We start from the raw sequence: 16736 nt of genomic DNA on the forward strand, positions 1-16736 counted from the left end.
GGCTTTGCATGCATTTGTATACCAAATGGCGTGGCCGCCGCGATTGCAACCGAAGGGCAGGGACTGTATCACCCGCGCCGGACCGCAGGGAGACAGGCATGGCAGGCACCGATCACGCACAGGGCAGGGACTGGCACGGGCCGCAGCCCGTTTTCGTGCTGGTACGCCCGCAGATGGGCGAGAATATCGGCGCGGCGGCCCGCGCGATGTGGAATTTCGGGCTGGAGCACATGCGCATCGTGGACCCGCGCGACGGCTGGCCGAACCCGGCCGCGTCCGCCACTGCCTCGGGGGCGGCGCGGGTGCTGGACCAGGTGCGGATCGATGCGACCACGGCGCAATCGGTCGCCGACCTGACCCATGTCTACGCCACCACCGCCCGCCCGCGCGAACTGACCAAGCCCGTCCTGTCCCCGCAGGAGGCGATGGAGGATGCCCGTGCGCGCATCGCCGCAGGCGAGCGGGTGGGGGTGATGTTCGGGCCAGAGCGCGCGGGGCTGGAAAATGCCGACGTGGTGCTGGCCAACACCATCATCACGGTGCCGGTCAACCCGGCCTTCGCCTCGCTCAACCTGGCGCAATGCGCGTTGCTGGTCGCCTATGAGTGGGGCCGCGAGGTGCTGCCCGTGGCCCGGCCCGAGCAGAAGCACCGCCCCGCCAACCGGGTCGAGGTGACCAGGCTGCTGGAGGCGCTGGAGGCGCGGCTGGACCGGGCGGATTTCTACCGCCCCGAGCACAAGCGCGAGCACATGCGCACGACGCTGCACAACATGTTCTACCGGCTGGACCTGACCGAGGCAGACATCCGCATCCTGCACGGCATCCATCGCGCGCTGGCCGACCGGCACCCGACGCGGGAGTGACGCGCGGGCCTTGCGCGAAATTGTCCGCTTGAGCGCCTTCGCGCCGGGGCCTAAATCTGGCCGCGCAGAGACAAGGACCACGCCATGACCGCAAAGCGCAGCATCTTCGAGGAAGTGTCCGGCAAGACGCAGGCCGCGCCCGCGCCGCGCCGCGCCGACCCGCGCGAGGGCGCGCGCACAGCGATCCGCATCTGGATGATGGTGCTTTTCGCGCTGGTGGTGGTGATGATCGCCGTGGGCGGGCTGACGCGCCTGACCGACAGCGGGCTGTCGATCACCGAATGGGCCCCGGTCACCGGGGCGATCCCGCCGATGAGCGACGCCGCCTGGCAGCTGGAATTCGACAAGTACCGCGAGATCCCCCAGTACCGGCTGATGAACGCGGGCATGACGCTTGAGGAATTCAAGTTCATCTACTGGTGGGAATGGGGCCACCGCCAGCTTGGCCGGTTCATCGGGCTTGTCTGGGGGCTTGGCTTCTTCTGGTTCCTGATACGCCGCCGCATCCCCGTGGGCTGGACGCCGAAGCTGCTGGCGCTTGGCGCGCTTGGCGGGCTTCAGGGCGCGATCGGCTGGTGGATGGTCGCCTCGGGGCTGACCGGCGACATGATCTCGGTCGCCTCATACAGGCTTGCCACGCATCTGGGCATCGCCTTTGTCATCCTGGGGCTGCTCGCCTGGTACATCTACGAGTTGCGCCAGCCGCAGATGGCGCTGATCCAGGCCCGCCGCCGCCGCGAGGGGGGCGCCATGGGCGCGACGCTGGTCGTGGGCATGGTGTTCGTGCAGGTGCTTCTGGGCGCGCTGGTCGCGGGCATCGACGCGGGCCGCACCTATGTCACCTGGCCGCTGATGGATGGGGGGCTCGTGCCCGACAACGCGCTCATCATGGATCCCGTGTGGCGCAACTTCTTCGAGAATGCGGGCACGGTGCAGTTCATCCACCGCATGTGGGCCTATGGGCTTCTGCTGGTGACGCTGGCGGTCTGGTGGCGGGCGCGCAAGCTGAGCGTCACCGCGCTGCGCCGCCGCTTCGACTGGCTGATGGTGGCGATGCTGGGCCAGACGGTGATCGGGGTGGTGACCGTGCTTTACGGCGCCCCTTGGGAGATTGCCATCGTCCACCAGTTCGGCGCGGTGGTGCTGTTCGCGCTGGCGCTCAGGGCGCGGTTCGGCGCGCTCTACCCGCCCGAGCAGCGCATCGCCCGCGCCTGACCCATCGATTCCCGAGGCGCTACTGCCGCCATTCGGGTTCGCGCTTGGCCAGAAAGGCGTCGATCCCCTCGCGGGTTTCGTCGAAAAGCATGTTCTCGGCCATGACGCGGCCCGCATGGGCATAGGCGTCGTCCAGTCCCATCTCGGCCTGGGCGTAGAAGGTCTCCTTGCCGATGGCCACCGCACGTCCCAGCTTGGCCGCGATCTGCGCGGCCAGCGCCCGCGTGTCCGCCTCCAGCATGTCGGGCGGGCTGACCCGGTTCACCAGCCCCAGTTCCGCCGCGCGGGGCGCGGACAGGAAATCGCCGGTGACAAGCAGTTCCAGCGCGCGCTTGCGGGGAATGTTGCGGCTGAGCGCCACCATCGGCGTAGAGCAGAACAACCCGATATTGACCCCGTTCACCCCGAAGCGCGCATCCTCGGCCGCCACCGCCAGGTCGCAATGCCCGACCAGCTGGCAACCGGCCGCGGTGGCGATGCCGTGGACCTGCGCCACGACGATCTGCGGCAGACGGGTCAGACCCAGCATCACCGCCGAGCAGCGGGCGAACAGGTCGCGATAGGCCGCCCGCCCGCCATCGGGGGCCTGGCGGCTTGCCTGCATCTCCTTCAGGTCATGGCCCGCGCAGAAGGCGCGCCCGGCCCCCCGCAGGATCACCACCCGGACGGATCGGTCCGCGCGCAGCGCCGCGATCTGGTCCGAAAGTGCCGCCAGCAGGTCGTCCGACAGCGCATTCAGCGCCTGCGGCCGGTTCAGCGTCAGCGTGGCGATGGCGTCGCGGTCCTCGCGCAACAGGATCGGCTCGGGCATCTCGATCTCCTTGCATCCGTCGGGCGAAGTCTCGACAGTCGCGGGCAAAATGGCAAGGGACAGGGTAAGGACATGGAACCGGTTCTGGGCGCGGCAGAGGTGGAGGCCTATCTCGACGAGGTGTTCCCGCAGGTGAGGGGGCGGTTCCGGATCCTGGAACTGGGCGAGATGCGGCTTTCCTGCGAGATGGCGGTGACCGACGCGGACCTGCGCCCGGGCGGCACCGTCTCGGGCCCCGCGATGTTCACCGCCGCCGACTGCGCCTTCTACATGCTGACGCTTGCCATGATCGGCCGCGAGGCGCTGACCGTGACCACCGGGGCCACGATCAATTTCATGCGCAAGCCCCGTCCGGGCCCGATCCGCGCCGAGGCGCGGCTTCTGAAGCTGGGCCGGTCGCTGAGCGTCGGCGACGTGCTGCTCTACTCGGATGGCGTTGCGGCCCCCGTGGCGCAGGCCAGCCTGACCTATTCCATCCCGCCGAAGCGGGGGCAGGGTGGCTGAAATATGGGGTATTCAAATACCTTATTTTCAAGCCACTGAAATTGAAGCATTTATTCCGAACGCATCTACTTGACTGCGCCGCGCAATCGAATAGAACCCCCGCATCCGTCATGCGTGGCGCGGAACTGTCCGCCTCACGCCCAAGAACCGGGACGAACACGATGAAAACCTACTCCGCCAAACCGGCAGAGATCGAGAAGAAGTGGGTCGTGATCGACGCCGAGGGCGTCGTTCTGGGCCGGCTTGCCTCGATCGTGGCCATGCGCCTGCGCGGCAAGCACAAGGCCAGCTTTACCCCGCACATGGACATGGGCGACAATGTCATCGTCATCAACGCCGAAAAGGTGCAGATGACGGGCAACAAGCGCGCCGACAAGAAATACTACTGGCACACCGGCTTTCCGGGCGGCATCAAGCACCGCACCGCGGGCCAGCTGCTGGAAGGCCGCTTCCCCGAGCGCGTGATCATGAAGGCCGTGCAGCGCATGCTGCCGGGCGGGCCGCTGAGCCGCAAGCAGCTGTCGAACCTGCGCGTCTATGCCGGCCCCGAGCACAACCACGCGGCGCAGTCGCCCGAGGTTCTCGACGTCAAGTCGATGAACCCCAAGAACACCCGGAGCGCATGAGATGGCTGACGATATCAAGACCCTCGACGATCTGAAGAACGTCGTCGCCCCCGCCCAGCCCGAGACCGTGACCCGCGCCGAGCCGGTCCGCGACAGCCTGGGCCGCTCCTACGCCACCGGCAAGCGGAAGGACGCGGTCGCCCGCGTCTGGATCAAGCCGGGCTCGGGCAAGGTCGTGGTCAACGGCAAGCCGATGGGTGAATACTTCGCGCGCCCCGTGCTGCAGATGGTGATCGGCCAGGCCTTCACCGTCGCTGGCGTCGAGGGCGAGTTCGACGTGATGTGCACCGTCAAGGGCGGCGGCCTGTCGGGCCAGGCGGGCGCCGTGAAGCACGGCATCTCCAAGGCGCTGACGCTCTATGAGCCCTCGCTGCGCCCCGCGCTGAAGGCGGCCGGCTTCCTGACCCGCGACAGCCGCGTGGTCGAGCGCAAGAAGTACGGCAAGCGCAAGGCACGCCGGAGCTTCCAGTTCTCCAAGCGCTGATCCGCTCGGACATCGAATTTCGGAAAAGGCAGCGCCCCGGCGCTGCCTTTTTCGTTGGCGTTAGGCCCGCCTTAACCATGGTCCCCCAGCACTGGAGCAAGTGTTCCGGGGGCAGGCGATGCGCTACAGGGCCGATATCGACGGACTGCGCGCCATCGCGGTGCTGGCCGTCATTTTCTACCACGCCGGCCTTCCGGGCGTGGGCGGCGGCTTTGTCGGCGTCGACGTGTTTCTCGTCATCAGCGGCTATCTGATCGCCACACTGCTGCTTGAGCAAGAGCGCGTGCGCGGCCGGATAGACCTGTGGGACTTCTGGGCGCGGCGGGTCCGGCGGCTTCTGCCGCTCACGCTGACGGTGGCGCTGGTCGCGCTGCCCCTGGGCTGGGTGCTGCTTCTTCCCCATTACCTGAAGGATTTCGGCCAGAGCCTTGCGCTTTCGCCATTTTTCGCCACCAACCTGCTGTTCTGGCAGGAGGCGGGGTATTTCACCGCGCGCGCCGCCGACAAGCCGCTTCTGCACCTGTGGAGCCTGGCGCTCGAGGGGCAGTTCTACCTGGTCTTTCCGCTGCTGTGGATCCTGCTGCGCCGGGCAGGCGACGCGCGCTGGCCCCTTGTCGGGGCGCTGGCGGCGGTCAGCTTCGCCCTGTCGCTGCGGGCCAGCCATGCCATGCCCGAAGGCGCCTATTTCCTTCTGCCCTTCCGGTTGTGGGAATTCCTTGCCGGTGCGCTGCTGGCAGCCCGTCCACTGGCGGGGCGATCGACGCAGCCCGGCTGGGTCGGCCTCGGCCTCATCCTGCTGGCTGCCGTCAGCCTCGATGCCGCAACGCCCTTTCCGGGGGTCGCGGCACTTCTGCCCGTGCTGGGGACGGTGCTTGTCATCCTCTGGCCTCCGCGCGTGCTTGGCGCGGCGCCGCTGGCCTTTCTCGGGCGGATCAGCTTCGGGCTTTACCTGTGGCATTTCCCGGTCTTCGTCCTGTTGGCGCAGGTCTGGCCCGATGCGCCGCTCTGGCCCGCGCTTCCGCTGCTGCTGCCGGGTCTGGTCGCGCTTGGCTGGGCAAGCTGGCGCTGGATCGAGCAGCCGATGCGCAGGCCGGGTGCCGGTCGGCATCTTCTGCCCGGTGCCGTCCTGGCGGCGCTGGTGGCGGGGCTTGGGCTGCATCTGTCGCAGGGCGCGCCGGGCCGCCTGCCGCCGGCCGCACGGATACCTCTTGCCCATGCCGAACGCTGGGCGATGCCCTGCCATGACACGCTGCACGCATCCGATCTGCGGGCGGGCCGTCTTTGCCGCATCGGCGCGGAAGGCGTCGCGCCGGGCATCGCGCTGCTTGGTGACAGCCATGCCGGGCATCTGACGCCCGCGCTCGGGCCGATGCTGGCCGCACGCGGGCAGGCGGCGCTGGTCTTCTCGCGCGGCTGGTGCGCGCCCATCCCCGGTTTCGGAACGGCCGCGCCGGGTCGGGGGCCGGAATGCGCGGACTTCATGGACGCCGCATGGGACAGTCTGGACGGGATCGACACCGTGATCCTGTCCGCGCAATGGGCGAATTTCACCGAAGGCAGGCGGGGGAACATGCCGCCCGTCAGCTATGGCCCGGCCCGGCATCCCGGTGAGAACCCGGCCGCGTTCGCCACAGCGCTGGACGGGCTTGCGGCGCGGGTGGCGGGGCGGCGCGTCATCGTGATCGGACCGGTTCCCGAATATCCGCGCCCGGTGCCCGACATGCTGGCCCGCGCGGTGCTTGCCGGACAGGGGGCGCCGGCCTCCGTACCCTATGGCACCCGCAACGCCCAGGCGCTGGCCGCCCTGCGGGCGTTTGCGGCGCGCACCGGTGCCGGGTTTCTCGACCCGCGCGACGGCTTCTGCACCCCCGTATGCCGCGCGGCCGATCCCGCGGGCGTGCCGTACTACCGCGACGAGGCGCATCTCTCGACGGCGGGCGCAACGCTGCTCGTGCAGCAGCTGATGCCGCTGCTCGATGCGCAGGTTTCGGCCCGCTTGCGGTAGCCTGCGGGGGATTTGCCGCTAATCTGAACCGGGTGCGAATCGACAGGTCCGGCAAGAAGGCGCAGAGACAGGCGCCCGGCAGACCAACCGGGGAGGATGCGGATGCGGCGCGGCGCGATTCTGGCGGGACTGTTTGCGGCGGCGCTCGCACAGGGGGCGGGCGCGCAGGATCACGGTTTCCTGGCCATCGGCGCCGGTTCGGTCGGCGGGGTCTACTACCCGACCGCCAGCGCCATCTGCCGGCTGGTGAACCGCGAGACGGACCGCCATGGCGCGCGCTGCGCGGCACAGGCCAGCGGCGGATCGGTCGCCAATATCGAAGCGATCCGCGACGGGTCGATGGAATTCGCCGTCGTGCAAGGCGACATAGAGCGTGCCGCGATGCTGGGAGAAGGGCCTTTCGAGGGCGTGGCCCTGCCAGAGTTGCGGGCGGTCTTTGCCGCCCATTCCGAGCCCTTTACGCTGATCGTGCGCGAGGGCAGCGGCATCGCGGGGATCGCCGATCTCCGGGGGCGGCGCGTGAACCTTGGCGCCCCCGGGTCCGGGCAGCGTGTCACGACCGAGCGGGTCCTGGCGGCGCAGGGGCTCGACATCGGCAGCATAGTGTCCACCGAAGCCTCGGGCCGGGCCGTGGCGGCAGAGATCTGCGGGGGCGGGGCCGATGCGCTGATCTATACCATCGGCCACCCGGCCGCGATCCTGCGCGAGGCGGCCGAGACCTGCGACCTGCGGTTTCTGCCGGTGGGCGGTCCTGAAATCGATGCGCTGCTCGAGGAAAGCCCGGCCTACAGCCGGGCCGTCATCCCCGCCGGGCTGTATCCGGGGACAGAGACCCCGGTCGAAAGCTTTGCCGTGGGCAGCGCGCTGGTGACGCGGGTCGACGTGGACGACGCGCTGGTCGCGACCGTCGCCCGCGCGGTCCTTGGCAATCTTGCGGAATTCCGGGCCCAGCACCCGGCGCTTGTCGGTCTGGATCCGAAGGCGATGCTGAGCGGTGGCACCACCGCGCCGCTGCATCCGGGCGCGCTGGCCGCCTATCGTGACATGGGACTGATCGACTGATGGACCTGGGCATTACCCAAAAGGTCGCCCCGCTGGTCGAGGCGGTGCGCCAGATGGTGCGCGAGGAGATCTCGCCGCTCGATGCGGAATTCCACGCCGAGGTGGGCAAGACGGGCGACCGCTTTGCCTATACGCCGCGCATGACCGGGATCCTGGAGGGGCTGAAGGAAAAGGCGCGCGCGCGCGGCCTGTGGAACTTCTGGCTGACCGAAGGGATCGGCGGCAACGGGCTGTCCACCGTGGAATATGCCTACCTGGCCGAAGAGATGGGCAAGGTCCGGATCGCGGCCGAGGTGTTCAACTGCTCCGCACCCGACACCGGCAACATGGACGTGCTGCGCCGCTATGCCGAGAAGTCGCACCAGGAACGCTGGCTTGTGCCGCTGATGGAGGGGCGGATCCGTTCGGCCTACCTGATGACCGAGCCGCAGGTCGCAAGTTCGGACGCGACCAACATCTCGCTCTCCTGCATCCGGGACGGCGACAGCTATGTCCTGAACGGCGAGAAGTGGTGGGCGAGCGGCGCGGGCGACCCGCGCTGCGCGCTGTATATCGTGATGGTGCGCACCGGGGGCGAAGACCTGCCGAAGCACCAGCGCCACTCGATGATCCTGGTGGACCCGAAGTCGCCCGGGATCGAGGTGCTGCGCCCGATGCAGGTCTATGGCCATGACGACGCGCCGCACGGGCACATGCATGTCCGCTTTGCCGATGTCCGGGTGCCGGCGGAGAACCTGCTTCTGGGCGAGGGGCGCGGCTTCGAGATCGCGCAGGGGCGGCTGGGTCCGGGGCGGATCCACCACTGCATGCGCGCGATCGGCCACGCAGAGGCGGCGCTGGAACTCATGTGCCGCCGCGCGCTGGACCGGTCGGCCTTTGGCAGGCCCCTGGCGCAGCTGGGCGCGAACTACGACATCATCGCCGAGTGCCGCATGGAGATCGAGCAGGCGCGGCTTCTGTGCCTGAAGGCGGCCTGGATGATGGAGCAGGGCGATGCGCGCGCGGCCGCACCCTGGATCAGCCAGATCAAGGTGGTGGCGCCGCGGGTCGCGCTGAAGGTGGTGGACGAGGCGGTGCAGATGTTCGGTGGGCAGGGCATCAGCCAGGACACGCCGCTGGCAGCCAGCTGGACGCATCTGCGCACGCTGCGGCTGGCGGACGGTCCGGACGCCGTTCATCGGCGCCAGGTGGCCCGCGCGGAACTCCGGCGTTACACGAATGACAAGGTGTAAGGGACTGTTCAGTCGGGGTTATCGCCCACATGGCTGAGGCTGCCGACCTGCTGCCCGTCGCGCGGGCCGAAGAGTGGCTGCGCGGCCGCATCCCCGGCTTCAGCCGGATCCATGCGGCGCAGAAGACGGCGACGGGGCAGTCGAACCCGACCTTCATCCTGGAAACCGATGCGGGGCGGCTGGTGCTGCGGCGCAAGCCGCCGGGGCGGCTTCTGAAATCGGCCCATGCGGTGGAACGCGAATACCGCGTGCTGTCGGCGCTGCATGGCAGGGGCGTGCCCGTGCCGAAGCCCTGGTGCCTGTGCGAGGACGAGGCCGTGCTCGGCACCGCGTTTTTCGTGATGGAGCATGTGGCGGGCCGGTGCGAGAACGACCCCCGCGCGCCGGGGCTTTCGCGGTGGACGCGGGCGGCACTTTACGACGACATGAACCGCTGCCTTGCCGCGTTGCACGCGCTCGACCCCGATGCGATCGGGCTTTCCGATTTCGGGCGGCCGGGCGATTATTTCGCGCGCCAGCTTTCCCGCTGGACCGCCCAGTATCGCGCCAGCCAGACCGAGCCCCAGCCGCAGATGGAGGCGCTGATCGACTGGCTCGGCGCGCATCTGCCGCCCGAGGATGGCATGGTCGCGCTCGTGCATGGCGACTGGCGGCTCGACAACCTGCTGTTCGACCCCGCGTCGGGCCGCATCACCGCGGTGCTTGACTGGGAACTTTCGACGCTCGGCCATCCGCTGGCCGACCTGGGCGCGCAGATCATGCAATGGCAGATGCCGGTGGGCCCGGACAGCCGGGGACTGGACGGCGTGGATCGGGAGGCGTCGGGTATCCCGTCCGACGCGGCCTATGTCGCCCGCTATGCCGAGCGCAGGGGCTGGCGCGCCCCGCCCGACATGCGTTTCCCGGTCGCCTTTGCCTTTTTCCGCATGGCCGCGATCCTTCAGGGTGTGCGGAAGCGGGCCCTGGACGGGAATGCGTCCAACCCCGAAAAGGCCCTGCGCATGGGGGCTTACGGCCCGGAATTCGCCCGCCGCGCGACCCGGTGGATCAGCGCGGGATCCTGAAGACGCAGCGCAGCCCGCCAAGATCGGGGCTGTCCGACAGGTCCAGGGCCCCGCCATGCGAGCGCGCCACGTCTTGTGCTATGGCAAGGCCCAGCCCCACGCCCGCGCCCTTGTCCTGGTTGCGCGCGGTGTCGAGCCGGGTGAAGGGGCGCATCACCTCCTCGCGCTTGTCCTCGGGCACCCCGGGGCCGTCATCCTCGACGATGAAATTCGCCGCGCGTTGCGTGAGCCGCAGGGTCAGGCGCACGCGGCTGGCGTGCCGGGCGGCGTTGTTGACCAGGTTGGTCAGCGCGCGTCTGATCGCCGCCTCGCGCAGCGGCATGGTTGCCGCGCCCGGTGTCTCTACCTGGACCGAGGTTTCCAGCAGGATGCCCGACCGGGCCGCCTGCTCGGCCAGTTCGGCGATCAGGCCGGGCAGGTCCACCTCCTGCATCTCTTCCATCTGGTCGCCCTTGGCGAAGGCGAGAAAGGCGTCGAGCATCCGCTCCATCTCGTTCAGGTCGCGGTTCATCTCGGCCGCCTCGGGCATGTCGTCGGCCAGCGCAAGCGTCAGCTTCATCCGCGTCAGCGGCGTGCGCAGGTCGTGGCTCACGCCCGACAGCATGAGCGTGCGCTGCTCGATCGCGCGCTCGATCCGGGCGCGCATCGACAGGAACGCATTGCCGGCGCGGCGCACTTCCTCGGCACCGGCGGGCCGGAACGGGACAGAGCGGCCCTTGCCGAAGGCGTCTGCCGCATCCGCCAGGTCCAGGATCGGGCGCATCTGGTTGCGCAGGAACAGGATCGCGATGGCCGCCAGCACCAGCGAGACGACGATCATCAGCACCAGAAGCTGGTGGGGGTTCGACGCGGTGACCCGCACGCGGGGAATGATCGCGTGCAGCACGCCCCGGTCGGTCTGAAGCCGCGCATCCACCATGCGGTCGTTGCTGCGCAGATCGACCCGCAGATCCGGGCCCAAGAGCGCCGTCATCTCCTGGATCAGGGCGCGGCCCGACAGGTCGTACCACAGGCGCAGGTTGTCGCCCGAGACGGTTTCCAGCGGTTCCAGGTCCAGCGTGATCGCCAGCGGCTCTGACAGGTTCTGAAGCCGAAGCTGCGCGATGGCCGCGGTCGGGGAAGTGTCGATCACCTGCTGGGCAACCGCGATCTCGCGCGCGATGGAGCGGGTCATCTGCCGCGTGACCCCCTCGAAATGGCGCTGCACGAAGACAAAGGCCACGACCAGTTGCAGGGCGATCAGCGGCACCATCACGATCAGGATGGTCCGGGGCAGCAGCGAGCGCGGCAGATAGGTCTTGAGCGGCGGGGCTTTCATCGCCATCACAGGCTTAGCGGGCGCCCGCCGCCCCCGCAAGGAGAAGCCCGTGCCTGACGCGCCATTCCCGCCCGGCCTGCGCCGCCTGATCGCGCCCAACCCGTCGCCGATGACGGCGGAGGGCACCAACACCTGGCTTCTGGGGCAGCGGCAGGTCGCGGTGATCGATCCGGGCCCGGACGATCCGGCGCATGTTGCGGCCATTCTCGGCGCGCTGGGGCCGGGGGCCGAGATCAGCCATATCCTCGTGACCCACGCCCATGCCGATCACTCGGGCGCCGTGCCCCGGCTGAAGGCCGCGACGGGGGCCGAGGTGCTGGCCTTCGGGCAGGCGACCGAGGGCCGCGCGCCCGCGATGGCGGCGCTGGCCGCACGCGAGGGGCTTGCCGGAGGCGAGGGGATCGACGCGGCCTTTGCCCCCGATCGCAGGCTGGCCCCCGGCGCGCGGGTGGAAAGCGACGAATGGCGGCTGACCGCGCTGCACACGCCGGGCCACCTGTCGAGCCACATGTGCTTCGTGCTGGAGGATGCGGCTGCGGTGTTCACCGGGGATACGGTGATGGGCTGGTCGTCCACGCTGATCTCGCCCCCCGATGGCAGCGTGAGCGAGTATCTTGCCTCGATCGATCTGCTGATGGACCGATCCGAGGATCTGTACCTGCCGGGCCATGGCGCCGCCGTGCCGCAGGGGCGGGCGCTTGCGGCCAGCCAGAAGGCGCACCGACTTGGGCGCGCGGCAGAGATCGTTGCGGGACTGGAAAAGGGGCCTGCCACGCTGGCGGCGCTGACCGCGGGCATCTACGCGGACCTGCCCGAACGCCTGCACCGGGCTGCGATGCGCAACGTGCTGGCGCATCTGATCGACCTGTCGTTGCAGGGCCGGGTCGCGCTGCCCGACGGCCCGCTCGACCGGGGCAGTTTCCGGCTGTCGTGACGCGGGCCGTCTGCCCCGGAAGAGGCGGGCAGGACGCGTGGCAGAAACTGGCCATATTCCTCTGGACGCTCCGGAATCGCTTTGCTATACGCGCCTCCAAGGTCGATGAAGCGGCTCTGATCCGGCGTAGCTCAGTGGTAGAGCATCGGACTGTTAATCCGCTGGTCGTAGGTTCGAATCCTACCGCCGGAGCCAGCTTCCGACCTTTGTTTTCAACATTTTACGCATTGGTCGCCGTACAGGCGGGCGTCCGCGTCGTTCCGGCGGGCGGGCGGCAATTTACGCCGTGGCAAAGCCGAAAACGGCGTCGTATAAGGCCGGCATGATCACGATCACGACAACCTCCGCACTTCAGGATTTCTGCACCCGCGCCGCCGCCCATGACTTCGTGACGGTGGACACCGAATTCCTGCGCGAGCGCACCTATTACGCCCAGCTCTGCCTGATCCAGCTTGCCGTACCCGGCGAGGCGGAAGAGGACGCCGTGCTGGTGGACACCATGGCCGAGGGGCTCGATCTTGCGCCGCTCCATGCGCTTTTCGCCGACCCGTCCGTGGTCAAGGTCTTTCATGCCGCGCGCCAGGATCTGGAGATATTCTACCATCTCTCCGGGGCCATTCCCGCGCCGCTTTTCGACACGCAGGTGGCCGCGATGGTCTGCGGCTTCGGCGAGCAGGTCGGCTACGAGACGCTGGTGCGCAAGATCTGCAATGCGGGTCTCGACAAGTCGTCGCGCTTCACCGACTGGAGCAGGCGGCCCCTGTCGGACAAGCAGCAGGCCTATGCGCTGGCCGACGTGACCCATCTGCGCGACATCTACCTCCACCTGTCGCGGCAGCTGCACGAGTCGGGCCGGGCCGGGTGGCTGGAAGAGGAGCTGGCGATCCTGACCAGCCCCGACACCTATGTCACCTTGCCGCAGGATGCGTGGAAGCGGGTCAAGACGCGATCGAACTCGCCGCGCTTCCTGGCGGTGGTGCGCGCGCTGGCCGAGCTGCGCGAGCATCTGGCCCAGACGCGCAACGTGCCGCGCAGCCGCATCTTCAAGGATGACGTGATCCTGGAACTGGCCGCCACCCGGCCGACGCAGGCCGAGGATCTGGCGAAATCGCGGCTCTTGCAGCGCGAGGCCCGCAAGGGCGACGTCGCCGAGGCGATCCTGGCCGCGGTGAACGCCGCCATGGCCCTGCCGAAGGACGCGCTGCCGCAGGTCGAGGAGATCCGCGAGCGGCGGCAGGGGCAGGAAAGCCTTGCCGACCTGCTGCGCGTGATGCTGAAGGCCAAGGCCGAGGAAACCGGCGTCGCGCAGAAGCTGATCGCCACCTCCTCGGATCTGGACGACATCGCCGCCGGTGCCGACGAGGGCTGCCCGGTATTGCGTGGCTGGCGCCGCGACGTGTTCGGCGAGGATGCGATCCGCCTGCGCGAGGGGCGGATCGCCCTGTCGGCCAATGGCGAAAAGATAAGGATCGTCGAGCTTTAACGCCTCAGATCGACGCTGTTGGTGCGCGCGACCACCCGGAAGCCGCGCACCTCTGCCAGGTCCGCATCGGGCACGAAGGTCGCGACGATCAGCCGGCGCTGCGTGTCGGTGCCCGTGGGCTCGACCGTCTCGGGCGGCAGGACGCGGAACTCATAGGTCACGACGCCGGCCTCGTCGGGCAGGCCGCCATTGACCGGGGCAAGCCGGGCGCCGAAATAGCCCTGGGTCGAGGCGATGCCGCTGGCGCGGATAATGACGCCGCGCAGCGCGGGCTCCGGCCGCACGGTTTCAAGCCGCTCGACCAGCACGCTGCCATCGGCGGGGGCGACCGGCATTCCGTCGCTGCTGCGCGCCGGCGCTTCGTCGCGGCCGCCGAAGGGATTGAGCGAGCCGATGGAGCCGAGCGATCCGAATGGATTGCTCGATCCGCCCGAACAGGCCGAAAGTGCGACAAGCGACAGCATCGCAATGGCTTTTGCCCGCATGAATGACGCCCCTTTCAACCTGTTACCCGAATTCGGTGATACCCAACACGCCTTCGCTTGAAAAGGGGCGACTGGACGTTGGGGGCTTAAGGGCATACATGGCGCAGGGAGTTATCTGGAACGGACAATGGCCGAGAACTTCGACGACATCGCCGCGAATTTCGCCTTCCTCGACGATTGGGAAGACCGCTACCGCTATGTGATCGAGCTGGGCAAGGAGATGCCCGGCCTCGACGAGAGCCAGCGCCTGCCCGCAACGAAGGTCGAAGGTTGCGCCAGCCAGGTCTGGCTGGTCCCGCATGTCGAGGGCAGCGGCCCCGGCGCGCGCATCCGCTTCGAGGGCGACAGCGACGCGCTGATCGTGCGCGGGCTGATCGCGGTGCTGCGCGCGCTCTACAACGGGCACAGCGCCACCGAGATCGCGGGCATCGACGCCCAGGCGAAACTGGCGGAACTGGGGCTGGACCAGCATCTTTCGGCGCAGCGCTCGAACGGGCTGCGCGCCATGATCGGGCGCATCCGCGCCATCGCCAAGCAGGCAGAAGAGGCCGCCGCATGAGAATTTCCCTCGAACAGCTGCTGGCGCAGCGCGACTGGATCCTGACCGACGGGGCGACGGGGACCAACCTTTTCAACGCGGGGCTTCCCGCGGGCGAGGCGCCGGAGCTGTGGAACACCGAGAACCCGGATGCCATCCGCGCGCTCTATCGCTCGGCCGTGGATGCGGGCAGCGACCTGTTCCTGACCAACACCTTCGGCGGCAACGCCTCGCGGCTGAAGCTGCACAATGCCGCGCACCGGGTTTACGAGCTGAACCGCGCCGCGGCCCTGCTGGGCCGCGAGGTGGCCGATGCCAGCCCGCGCCCGATCGTCGTGGCAGGATCGATGGGTCCGACCGGAGAGATCATGCAGCCCGTGGGATCGCTGAGCGAGGCCGACGCCGCCGACATGTTCGAGGAGCAGGCGCGCGGGCTGATGGATGGCGGGGCCGACGTGCTCTGGGTCGAGACGATCTCGGCACCCGAGGAACTGCGCGCCGCCGCCATCGGCATTGCCCGCGTGGGCGCGCCCTGGTGCTGCACCATGAGCTTCGACACCGCCGGGCGCACCATGATGGGCGTCACCTCGGCCGGGATGGTGGCGCTGATCGAGGAATTGCCGCACCGTCCCATCGCGTTCGGGGCGAATTGCGGGGTGGGGGCCTCGGACCTGCTGCGCACCGTGCGCGGCATGCATCTGGCCGGCGCCACGCTGCCGCTGATCGCAAAGGGCAACGCCGGGGTGCCGAAATTCGTCGAGGGGCATGTGCATTACAACGGCACGCCCGCCCTGATGGCCGATTACGCGCGGCTGGCAATGGATTGCGGCGCAAGGATCATCGGCGGGTGCTGTGGCACCGGGCCCGAGCATCTGGGCGCGATGCATGACGCGCTGGGGGCGCATCGCAAGGGGGCGGTGCCCGAGCTCGAGACCATCGCCGAACGGGTCGGAGGGTTCTCTTCCGACGTGGATGGCACCGGCGACAATGACGGCGGCGAACGCCGCGTCCGCCGCCGGCGCCGCGGCTGAAAAACGCGCGGCCGACCGCCGGCAGAAGGCATCCCCGCCTGAGCGTGGGCAACAAGAGACGGAAACGACGCAATGTCCGATGAAGACGATGATCTCGTCCTGAGCGAACTGGACGACGACGAACTGGTCGAGCAGATGATGGACGATCTCTATGACGGGATGAAGCCCGAGATAGAGGAAGGCGTGAACATCCTGCTGGAACGCGGCTGGACCCCCTATGACATCCTGACCAAGGCACTGGTGTCGGGCATGAAGGTGGTGGGCGACGATTTCCGCGACGGCATCCTGTTCGTCCCCGAGGTGCTGCTGGCCGCCAACGCGATGAAGGGCGGCATGGGCATCCTCAAGCCGCTGCTGGTGGAAACCGGCGCGCCGCGGCTGGGAAAGATGGTGATCGGCACCGTGAAGGGCGACATCCACGACATCGGCAAGAACCTGGTCGCCATGATGATGGAGGGTGCGGGCTTCGAGATCGTGGACCTGGGCATCAACAACCCGGCCGAGAACTACATCGACACCGCCCGCAAGGAAGGCGCGGACATTATCGGCATGTCGGCGCTGCTGACCACCACCATGCCCTACATGAAGGTCGTGATCGACACCATGAAAGAGCAGGGCATCCGCGACGAATACATCGTCATGGTCGGTGGCGCGCCCCTGAACGAGGAATTCGGCCGCGCGATCGGGGCCGATGCCTATTGCCGCGACGCGGCGGTGGCGGTCGAGACGGCGAAATCGCTGATGGCGCGCAAGCACAACCAGCAGGCGGCCAACGCCTGAGGGCGCCCAGGCGGGCCGACCGGCCGGGAACACTCTGCATCAGCGCCGCGATCTGCGGGGAGGTCCTTCGTGCGGGCGCGGCGTCTTGAAAGCCGGAGTCACCGGAATGGTGGCCGGAACGGCGTGCGGATTGCCGCGCTGGCGATCGGCAACCATCGGCATCTGCGCCACGTTGTCCGGGTAGTCGAAGCCATTTCGGCATGATCTCTTGATCGGGGGGCAGGTAGCGCCCGGTGGGTATGGCCCCCGCCTCGGCGCGATATCTCGGGACGTCCGCGCATCGCCCCGCGGCAGAGGCGGT

Annotated in this window: 17 protein-coding genes and 1 tRNA gene; 15 read left to right on the forward strand and 3 right to left on the reverse strand. The window is 68.6% G+C overall.

What is annotated here, in order from left to right:
- Positions 1 to 98 precede the first annotated feature (98 nt).
- Together HMH01_RS09120 and ctaA are read left to right on the forward strand one after the other, a co-directional pair.
- Positions 99 to 863 carry an RNA methyltransferase gene (locus HMH01_RS09120; RefSeq protein WP_171324496.1) on the forward strand — a complete coding sequence of 255 codons (765 nt, stop codon included), beginning with the start codon at positions 99 to 101 and terminating at the stop codon, positions 861 to 863.
- Positions 864 to 947: 84 nt separating this feature from the next.
- A complete protein-coding gene (gene ctaA, locus HMH01_RS09125; RefSeq protein WP_171324497.1) occupies positions 948 to 2078 on the forward strand; it encodes a heme A synthase in 1131 nt (376 codons plus the stop codon).
- 19 nt (positions 2079 to 2097) lie between these two features.
- Here the strand turns inward: ctaA and HMH01_RS09130 are convergent, their stop codons facing one another.
- Entirely contained in the window at positions 2098 to 2889 is a 792-nt protein-coding gene (locus tag HMH01_RS09130; protein ID WP_171324500.1) for an enoyl-CoA hydratase, read from the reverse strand.
- A gap of 72 nt (positions 2890 to 2961) precedes the next feature.
- On the opposite strand from HMH01_RS09130, the gene HMH01_RS09135 reads away from it, so the two are divergent.
- The 7 genes from HMH01_RS09135 (at position 2962) to HMH01_RS09165 (ending at position 9866) form a co-directional block, all read left to right on the forward strand.
- Positions 2962 to 3393 (forward strand): PaaI family thioesterase, encoded by a 432-nt coding sequence (locus HMH01_RS09135; protein ID WP_171324502.1) that lies wholly within the window; start codon positions 2962 to 2964, stop codon positions 3391 to 3393.
- Between the two features lie 161 nt (positions 3394 to 3554).
- A complete protein-coding gene (gene rplM, locus HMH01_RS09140; RefSeq protein ID WP_171324504.1) occupies positions 3555 to 4019 on the forward strand; it encodes a 50S ribosomal protein L13 in 465 nt (154 codons plus the stop codon).
- A 1-nt stretch (position 4020) separates the two neighbouring features.
- Complete coding sequence (gene rpsI, locus HMH01_RS09145; protein WP_171324506.1) at positions 4021 to 4503, forward strand: 30S ribosomal protein S9; 483 nt, start codon at positions 4021 to 4023, stop codon at positions 4501 to 4503.
- A gap of 118 nt (positions 4504 to 4621) precedes the next feature.
- Positions 4622 to 6508 carry an acyltransferase family protein gene (locus HMH01_RS09150; RefSeq protein WP_171324508.1) on the forward strand — a complete coding sequence of 629 codons (1887 nt, stop codon included), beginning with the start codon at positions 4622 to 4624 and terminating at the stop codon, positions 6506 to 6508.
- 102 nt (positions 6509 to 6610) lie between these two features.
- The gene (locus HMH01_RS09155; protein WP_171324510.1) at positions 6611 to 7570 is read left to right on the forward strand and encodes a TAXI family TRAP transporter solute-binding subunit; all 960 of its coding nucleotides are present in this window, start codon (positions 6611 to 6613) and stop codon (positions 7568 to 7570) included.
- Positions 7570 to 8802, forward strand: coding sequence for an acyl-CoA dehydrogenase family protein (locus HMH01_RS09160; RefSeq protein ID WP_171324512.1), 1233 nt, complete (start codon positions 7570 to 7572; stop codon positions 8800 to 8802). Before HMH01_RS09155 ends, HMH01_RS09160 begins: the two co-directional genes overlap by 1 nt.
- Before the next feature lie 29 nt (positions 8803 to 8831).
- Positions 8832 to 9866: a phosphotransferase family protein gene (locus HMH01_RS09165; RefSeq protein ID WP_171324514.1), complete on the forward strand. Its 1035-nt coding sequence runs from the start codon at positions 8832 to 8834 to the stop codon at positions 9864 to 9866.
- Here the strand turns inward: HMH01_RS09165 and HMH01_RS09170 are convergent.
- Positions 9850 to 11190, reverse strand: coding sequence for an ATP-binding protein (locus tag HMH01_RS09170; protein WP_246237302.1), 1341 nt, complete (start codon positions 11188 to 11190; stop codon positions 9850 to 9852). The genes HMH01_RS09165 and HMH01_RS09170 overlap by 17 nt on opposite strands.
- Positions 11191 to 11233: 43 nt before the next feature.
- Between HMH01_RS09170 and HMH01_RS09175 the strand changes: the two genes are divergently transcribed.
- The 3 genes from HMH01_RS09175 (at position 11234) to rnd (ending at position 13601) form a co-directional block, all read left to right on the forward strand.
- Complete coding sequence (locus HMH01_RS09175; protein ID WP_343035205.1) at positions 11234 to 12118, forward strand: MBL fold metallo-hydrolase; 885 nt, start codon at positions 11234 to 11236, stop codon at positions 12116 to 12118.
- A gap of 120 nt (positions 12119 to 12238) precedes the next feature.
- A tRNA-Asn gene (locus tag HMH01_RS09180) sits at positions 12239 to 12313 on the forward strand.
- Positions 12314 to 12440: 127 nt separating this feature from the next.
- Complete coding sequence (rnd, locus tag HMH01_RS09185) at positions 12441 to 13601, forward strand: ribonuclease D (protein WP_171324516.1); 1161 nt, start codon at positions 12441 to 12443, stop codon at positions 13599 to 13601.
- On the opposite strand, the gene HMH01_RS09190 is transcribed toward rnd, so the two are convergent.
- Positions 13598 to 14086, reverse strand: a complete 489-nt coding sequence (locus HMH01_RS09190; RefSeq protein ID WP_171324518.1) for a hypothetical protein — start codon at positions 14084 to 14086, stop codon at positions 13598 to 13600. The genes rnd and HMH01_RS09190 overlap by 4 nt on opposite strands.
- A gap of 127 nt (positions 14087 to 14213) precedes the next feature.
- On the opposite strand from HMH01_RS09190, the gene HMH01_RS09195 reads away from it, so the two are divergent.
- The 3 genes from HMH01_RS09195 (at position 14214) to HMH01_RS09205 (ending at position 16435) form a co-directional block, all read left to right on the forward strand.
- Positions 14214 to 14645 carry a SufE family protein gene (locus HMH01_RS09195; protein WP_171324519.1) on the forward strand — a complete coding sequence of 144 codons (432 nt, stop codon included), beginning with the start codon at positions 14214 to 14216 and terminating at the stop codon, positions 14643 to 14645.
- Positions 14642 to 15655 (forward strand): betaine--homocysteine S-methyltransferase, encoded by a 1014-nt coding sequence (gene bmt, locus HMH01_RS09200; protein ID WP_171324521.1) that lies wholly within the window; start codon positions 14642 to 14644, stop codon positions 15653 to 15655. The genes HMH01_RS09195 and bmt overlap by 4 nt, the downstream gene beginning before the upstream one ends.
- Before the next feature lie 72 nt (positions 15656 to 15727).
- Positions 15728 to 16435 (forward strand): corrinoid protein, encoded by a 708-nt coding sequence (locus HMH01_RS09205; protein WP_171324523.1) that lies wholly within the window; start codon positions 15728 to 15730, stop codon positions 16433 to 16435.
- Positions 16436 to 16736 lie beyond the last annotated feature (301 nt).

Origin of the sequence: Halovulum dunhuangense (genome assembly GCF_013093415.1) — a bacterium.
Lineage (GTDB): Bacteria > Pseudomonadota > Alphaproteobacteria > Rhodobacterales > Rhodobacteraceae > Halovulum > Halovulum dunhuangense.